This window comes from Kocuria sp. CPCC 205231 (assembly GCF_040980965.1).
GTDB lineage: Bacteria > Actinomycetota > Actinomycetes > Actinomycetales > Micrococcaceae > Kocuria > Kocuria rosea.
On sequence record NZ_JAVKPP010000036.1, the window covers coordinates 1 to 7,278 of the forward strand.

Consider the following 7,278-nt stretch of genomic DNA (forward strand, 5'->3'; position numbering starts at 1 on the left):
CGTTGGGCTGAGTTGGTATCGCCCTCCACCCAGGAGCAGACCCGCCCGATCTTCGAAGACGTCCCCGAGGAAACCGTGACGGTCTTCCGCGGCGCCTCGGGACCCCAGCGAGGCGTCACCGGGCTCACCGAGGACGAGGGGCGGCTGGGGCGGTTTCTCACCACCACCCACGACGTGTTCTGGCTCGGTGTCCACGGTGGGGCCGGGGAGTCCGTCCTGGCCGACCTGCTCGGCGGCGTGGCCTGCCACCACCGCTGGCCCCTGCGTCCTGACGAGGGAACCCAGCACGCCCCGGCGACGGTGTTCCTGGTGGCCCGGCAGAACAAGCGGGGCCTCGACGCTGCCCGGCTCGCCGCCCGCGACTGGGCGGCCGGGGCCCACCCCGATGTCGACCTCCAAGGCCTGGTCCTGGTGGCTGATGCCCCGGGCCGCACCCCGAAGTCCTTGGTCGCAGCGACCCGGGTGGTCTCCGGCGGTGTGCCCTCCACCTGGGTGGTGCCCTGGATCGAAGAGCTCCGGCTCACCGGAACCGTGGACTGGGCGTCCATGGCCCGGGAGTCGAGAAAAGTCCTCACCGCCCTCGGTGAGGCAGTCGATGAACTCAACTGCGAGAGGACCCCCCAATGATCGACCTCGTACTGGCTGCACAGGACACCGTGCTGGCGCTGCCGGCCGCCCTGCCCGACTCCGACCCGCTGGCCCCTCCCGGGATCGGTGACACCTGGAACCGCATGGTCGGTGTCGGCAAGTGGATCGCCCTGGGCATCGCTGTGCTGGGGCTGCTGGTGGTCGGCGGAAAGATGGCTTTCGACGCCCGCCGCGGTGAGACCACCGAAGAGGTCTCCGGGATCATCAAGATCGTGTTGGCCGTAGCGCTGATTTCCGGCGGCGCCTCGATCCTCTCCTTCATCTCCGGGGCATGACCTCTGGCCTCCGCAAGACCATCCCCCCGCATCAGAGGAGCAGCAGGTGACAGATCAGATCGAGACCGACGACAACAGCACCTGGTGGAAGGCACCCCGCTTCCTCATCTCAGCCGTCCTCGTCGCGCTGCTGATCGTGCTGGGGGTAGTTCTGTGGCTGTGGCCCGACGGTGAAGAGCCCACCCAGGCCGCCCCGGCACCGGCCACGACCGCCGAACCGGTCTCGGGCGAGGAGTCGGTGTGCGGGCTGGACGCCTCCGGAGGCACCACGCTCACGAAAGCGCCCGAGGACGTCGAATGGACCGCTCTCGGGGCGATCTACGCACCGTCCTCGGAGGAGCACGGGCCTGGCACCGTGGATGAGTCCACCGGCGTCCGTTCCTGCTTCTCGCACACGCCGGCAGGGGCGTTGCTCGCCTCTACCAACATGCTGATTTCCGGCAATGATCCACAGGTTCTTCTCGACACGATCAAGGCGCGAGTCATGGAGGGCCCTGGCAAGGACATCGCCATCGGCCAAGCACAGCAACGAGTGAGTGCGAACGATACGACGACAGTCCCGATGGAAGTGGCTGGCTTCCGGCTTCTGTCCTATGCCGAGGACAAGGCCACCGTCGAGGTGGTCCTGGCCGCCGATGACGGCACCGAGCAGGTCTACACCACGACAGCCACCGACATGGTCTGGCATAACGGCGACTGGCATTTCGCCCTTCAAGATGACGGCACAGGAGGCCCCGTGTCGGGGAGGGTCTCGGACCTCTCCGGCTACGTCGAGTGGGGGCCGGGCAATGGCTGACCAGGAGGAGTGCGGATTCCTCGATGGGATCTGCAAAGGCAAGGAAACGATCAGTGAGGCCTTGACCGGAGCAGCCGGTGACGCCCTGGATCAGATCGCCGACGGTGTGACCGCTGCCGTGGTCGACACGATCGCCTCCCTGGGGTCGATGTGGACTCGAATCGGTAGCGCCAGCCTCATCAGCGAGAACGGGGCCGGCGCTCAGACTCCGGTCCGGGGGGAGTTCAATGATCAGGTCGATCTGCTGCTGAGCTACGCGAGCTGGATCGGGCTGGGTGTGTGCGTGTTCGGGGTGCTGTTCCTGGGCATCGTGTTGGCCACCAACGCCCGCCGGGGTGATGGGGCCGGGCTGGTCAACACGGCCACCGTGTTGGCCTCCGGTGCGGCGCTGATCGGTGGGGCCACCAGCCTGATCGGCTTCCTCGTCCCCGCCCGGGCGGGGAACCTGTCCGGGTCGGTGGGCTTCATCCAGGACCAGACTTTTTACCTCACCCTGGCCGTGGCCGCGCTGAGCGTGATGATCGCCGGGGCTCAAATGGCCTGGACGCAGCGGGCTGAACCGGCCCGGGACCTGCTCAAGAATCTGCTCACCCTGGCCGTGGTGACCGCCTCCGGGGTCACCATCCTCAACGTCCTGGTGGCCGGTACCGACGCCCTGGCCGTGCAGATCATCGACTCCGCCATCGGGGAGGACTTCCAGACCGATGTGCTCCAGCTGTTGGCCCTGGACAACGCCACCAGCGCCGGTGCGGCGGATCCGGTGTGGTTGGGCGGCAACGTCATCCTGATCATCGTCGGCGGGGTCGTGGCGATCATCGTGAACCTCATCCAGTTGATGCTGATGGTGCTGCGCACCGGGATGCTGTTCTTGATGGCCGGGATCCTGCCCCTGTCGGCGGCGTTCCTGAACACCGAGACGGGGAAGAACTTCTTCCAGAAGGTCATCGCCTGGACCCTGGCCTTCGCCTTCTACAAGCCCGCCGCGGCGTTGATCTATGGGTTGGCGATCAAGATGTCCACCACCGGGGTGTGGGAGGACTCCGGCAGCGGGCTGGTCCAGTTCGCCGCCGGGCTGATGATGATCGTCGCCTCCGTGTTCGCCCTGCCCGTGCTCATCGGCTTCCTCAGCCCCGTGCTGGGCTCGATGTCCTCCTCCGGTGGTAGCAGCGGCGGGGCGCTGGGGATCGCGGCGATGGGCGCCGCGATCCCGCAAGGTGCGACCCACCTGGCTCGCTCGGGACGCGGGTTCGGCTCTGATTCCTCCTCCACGCCGCCCTCGAAGGGCAGTTCGGGTTCCGCGCCTGCTGGTCCGGCCTCGCCTGCCGGTGGGGCCAGCGGCACCGCTGGGGCCAGTGCCACTGGCACGGCGGGCTCCGCTGGTGCTGCGGCGGCGGGGGCAGCAGCTGCTCCTGTGGCGGCGGGCATGGCGGCCGCCAACGCCGTACAGAAGACCGGGGAAGCCGTCTCCCAGGCCACCGAGTCCAGCGCGAAGGCTGGCGCCTCCAGCACCGGGTCCGGTGCCGGCGGCACCGGTGCGGCAGGCGCATCCTCGACGGGTACCCCCGGCCAGGCCGGTGCGCAGAAGTCCTCTGCCGGGGCCGGAGCGCAGCCGACCCCCGGCACCGGTACGGCAGGGGCAACGCCTCTCACAGGAGCTCGTCCCACACCGGGGTCCGGTGCTGGTGCAGCACCGGCACGCTCCGGGGCCCGCCCCACGGGACCCACCGGCCCAAGACAGGCGGCGAAGGCCGCCCAGCAACAGGCACGTGCGTTCAAGGCACAGATCGCCAACGAGACCGGAAACGAGGGCCGCCCTGATGGCGCAGACCGAAGCTAAGACGAGCGAGAACCGGCCGCGGGTGTACGGCAATTTCCGCACCCCGACCTCCAAGGGCCTGGCCGGGCTCTCCACCGCCGGGACCGTGCTGCTGATCGGGGGTGTGGTCGGCGGGATCCTGCTGATGATGCTCAACCTGTGGCTGGTGGCCCTGGGCTTCGAAGCGGTGATTCTGACCCTGATCGCCCTGTCGATGCAGAAGAACAAGCACGGACGCACCCTGATCGAGCGCATCGTCCGGCGCGCCGGGTGGGCCAACGCCGTCTACTCCGGCGCCAACGTCTACCGGGCCGGCCCCGTGTCCCGGGTGCCTTCAGGCACCACGAAGCTGCCCGGGGTCTCGGCGCGCTCCACGATCACCGAGCACATCGACGGCTACGGCCGCCCCTTCGCCTTGGTCGAGGTCCCGCAGAAGCACCACTACACCGTGGTCTTCTCCTCCGAGCCCGACGGTGGGGGCATGGTCGATCAGGAGCACATCAATCGGTGGGTGGACCGCTGGTCGCACTGGCTGGGCATGCTCACCGACGAACCCGGGCTGACCGCCGCCTCGGTGACGATCGAGACCGCCCCGGACTCCGGGTACCGGCTGGCCCGGAAGATCGAAGCCCGCATGAGCCCCGACGCCCCGCAGTTCGCCCGCGACGTCATCAACGAGACCGTGCAGATGCTGCCCACCGGGGCCACCGTCACCCGGGCCTACATCGCGGTGACCTTCAAGGCGACCGTGCGGGCCGGCGGGCGCATCCGCAACGCCGCCGAGGTCGCCGATGACCTGGCCGCCCGTCTGCCCAACCTCACCCTCTCCCTCAACGACACCGGGGCCGGGGTGGCCGCCCCGCTCACCGCGCAGCAGCTGTGCGAGGTCATCCGGGTGGCCTACGACCCGGCCGAGGCGGTGCTCTTCGACCGGGCCCACTCCCAGGGCAAGGCCCCGGAACTGAACTGGAGTGAGGTCGGCCCCCAGGCCGCTGATACCTTCTGGAACTGCTACCACCACAACAACTCCTGGTCGAAGTCCTGGGCGATGTCCGTGCCCCCGCGCTCGACCGTCCAGGCCAACGTGCTCCAGGGGTTGATCGCCCCGAACCCGGAGCTGGTGCGCAAGCGCGTCACCCTGCTCTACCGCCCCATCGACCCCGCCAGGGCGGCGCAGATGGTGGAGAACGACATCAACACCGCCACCTTCAACGCCTCCTCCCGCAACCGGGCGACGGCCCGGGACACCCGGGAGACCCGCGCCGCCCAGGCCACCGCGGCTGAGGAGGCCGACGGTGCCGGGCTGCTGAACTTCGGGCTCGTGGTCACCGCCACGGTGCGTTCCAAGGGCGAGCTCGATGAGGCCGAGGCCATCATCGAGAACCTCGGGACCTCGGCGAGGATCCGCCTGGAGGAAGCCTACGGCGCCCAGGACTCCACCTTCGCCGCCGGCCTCCCCTTGGGCATCGTCATCCCCGACCACCTGGCCCTGCCCTCGACCGTGAGGAACGCCCTCTGATGGCCACCACGAAACGCAACCAGATCATCCTCCCGGCTTCCCGGGGCAACGCCTCAACCACCGTCCTGGACCGAGCGTTGACCCGCACGAAGCTGGGCAAGGTGTTCGCCAAGCCCCAGCGCACCGGCAGCACCTCGGTCACCGCCAAGCCGTGGGGTCGTCCGGGCCCGCGGGGCCACAAGGGCCGGGGTCTGGGCGAGGCGCAGCTGCTGCATCCGATCCGGGAGATGCGCGGCACCAACTATCAGGTGTGCGGGCTCTTCCCCTTCCCCATGGGCGGGGGCTCCCCGTTGGAAGGGGTGCCGTTGGGGCGGAACCTGCTGTCGGGGGAGCCGGTGTGCTGTGACCCGATCTCCTGGTTCCAGAAGCTGCGGGTGATCGCCAACCCCTCGGCCTTCATCATGGCCAACCCGGGGCTGGGCAAGTCTTCCCTGCTGCGGCGGATGGCCATCGGGTTGGCCGCCTTCGGGGTGTGGCCGATGGTCCTGGGAGACATCAAGGGCGAACACGTCGCCATGATCGAAGCCCTCGGCGGGGCCGTGCTGCCGCTGGGCCGCGGGGTCGGGCACATCAACCCGCTCGATGACGCCGGCGCCGTGGCGGCGGCCAAGCTGCTATCTCCTGCCAAGGCGGAGGAGCTGCTGGCCGATCTGCACACCCGGCGGTTCGACCTGATCCGGTCGCTGATCGCGATTCTGCGCAAGAAGCCGCTGGACGAGCGCGAGGATCAGATCCTGGATCGGTGCCTCACTGTCCTGGAAGCCCGCCACACCGTATCCGGCACGGTCCCGGTCATGGCGGATTTGCGCCAGGTGCTCAAGGACAAGCCGGTCGAGGTGCGCGAGGTCTCCCTGGATCGCGGCAACGATGAGCGTTACGAGGCCATCACCGAGGGCCTGGAGTCCTCGCTGAACTCCTTGTGTGGGACCGGGGCGTTCGGGCAGATGTTCGCTCGCCCCTCCACCAACAAGATCGACGCCTCGAGGCCGATGGTCTTCGACCTGTCGCGGATCTCCCAGTCCGAGTCCGATCTGCGGGCGGCCACGCTGTTGGCGTGCTGGTCGATTGGCACCGGAACGGTGCGGACCTCCAACATGCTGGCCGATGACGGGGTGATTGAGCGGCAGCGGTTCCTGCTCATCCTCGATGAGCTGTGGAACACCCTGGCGGCCGGGCCCGGCATCGTGGATCAGGTCAACGCGCTGACCCGTCTGAACCGGGAGATGGGGGTCGGGCAGATCATGGCCTCCCACACCCCGTCTGACCTGATGGCCGTCCGCGGTGAGGAGGACCGCGCGAAGGCCAAGGGCATCATGGACCGCTGCGGGATCAAGATCCTCGGCGGGCTGGCCAAATCCGAGATGCCGCTGCTCACCGAGTCCGTGCCGCTGTCGATGCGCGAGCAGGAACAGCTCGCTGCCTGGCAGGACCCGCCGGCCTGGAACCGCCGCGGGGACGAGGAGATCCAGTACACCAACGACGACGTGTACACCCCCACCGACGCATCGGCCATCAACGAGGCCGAGCTGCGGGCCTGGCTGGAAGACCCCGAGAACCGGGAATGGTACTTCGACGACCGCACCACCTCCCCGCCGCCGGGTCAGGGGAAGTTCTTCATCAAGGTCGGCGCCAGGGCCGGGATCCCGTTCTCGATGGAGTTCACCCCCACCGAGCGCCGGTCCCAGGTCCACGACACCGAGAAGAAGTGGCACGAGGCCAAGTTCCGCGCTGCTCAGGAGAGGGGCGAACGATGAGCTCCCTGGACCGCAAGTACAAAGCCGGCGGCGGGGAAGTCGCCCTGCTGCTCACCCTGCTCTTCGCCCTCGTCGGCGTCCCGGCCATCCTCTACGTCCTCGCCACTCTCGGGCACGCCCTCACTCCCCGTGCGGATCCGTTGCCCACCGGGTACTGGGAACGGTCCCTGGGTGTGATCACCGGAGACCTTTCGTGGCGCACCACCGAGATCGTCCTGGCGGCCGCCCTCGGGCTGGTGGCGGCGGCTCTGTTCGTGCTGTGGGGCTTCAAGCGCCACCAGAAGGCGAAGAAGGTCGTCAAGCACGACCGTGCCGCGCCGCGCATGGCGTCGGTGCGCGACGTCGCCCCCTTCACCGAGAAGCAGGCGAAGGCCAAAGCGGATCGCTTCGGCGTCGAGGCCCCGGGGGTGATGCTCGGGACGATGGTCCGCGGCGGACATACGTTGTACGCCTCCTGGGAGGACACCCTC

Annotated in this window: 6 protein-coding genes and 1 pseudogene; all 7 read left to right on the plus strand. The window is 68.7% G+C overall.

The window, feature by feature from the left end; genetic code table 11:
• Window positions 1–627 (plus strand): DUF6668 family protein (locus RF640_RS18500; protein WP_368828622.1); only part of this gene is annotated, 627 nt, incomplete at its 5' end.
• Complete coding sequence (locus tag RF640_RS18505; protein WP_017832684.1) at window positions 624–923, plus strand: hypothetical protein; 300 nt, start codon at window positions 624–626, stop codon at window positions 921–923. The genes RF640_RS18500 and RF640_RS18505, both read left to right, overlap by 4 nt.
• 46 nt (window positions 924–969) lie before the next feature.
• Entirely contained in the window at window positions 970–1,719 is a 750-nt protein-coding gene (locus tag RF640_RS18510) for a hypothetical protein (protein ID WP_368828623.1), read from the plus strand.
• 61 nt (window positions 1,720–1,780) lie between these two features.
• Window positions 1,781–3,556, plus strand: a complete 1,776-nt coding sequence (locus RF640_RS18515) for a type IV secretion system protein (protein WP_368828624.1) — start codon at window positions 1,781–1,783, stop codon at window positions 3,554–3,556.
• The gene (locus RF640_RS18520) at window positions 3,537–5,054 is read left to right on the plus strand and encodes an SCO6880 family protein (protein ID WP_368828625.1); all 1,518 of its coding nucleotides are present in this window, start codon (window positions 3,537–3,539) and stop codon (window positions 5,052–5,054) included. The genes RF640_RS18515 and RF640_RS18520 overlap by 20 nt, the downstream gene beginning before the upstream one ends.
• A complete protein-coding gene (locus RF640_RS18525) occupies window positions 5,054–6,808 on the plus strand; it encodes an ATP/GTP-binding protein (RefSeq protein WP_368828626.1) in 1,755 nt (584 codons plus the stop codon). The genes RF640_RS18520 and RF640_RS18525 overlap by 1 nt, the downstream gene beginning before the upstream one ends.
• Window positions 6,805–7,278 (plus strand): annotated as a pseudogene (locus RF640_RS18530) (conjugal transfer protein); the annotation flags it as partial. The gene RF640_RS18525 and the pseudogene RF640_RS18530, both read left to right, overlap by 4 nt.

What these genes read in the sequence shown, in the direction of transcription:
- RF640_RS18505 (WP_017832684.1), top strand. Translation starts at nt 624, where the DNA reads ATGATCGACCTCGTACTGGCTGCACAGGACACCGTGCTGGCGCTGCCG.
- RF640_RS18520 (WP_368828625.1), top strand. Translation starts at nt 3,537, where the DNA reads ATGGCGCAGACCGAAGCTAAGACGAGCGAGAACCGGCCGCGGGTGTAC.
- RF640_RS18525 (WP_368828626.1), top strand. Translation starts at nt 5,054, where the DNA reads ATGGCCACCACGAAACGCAACCAGATCATCCTCCCGGCTTCCCGGGGC.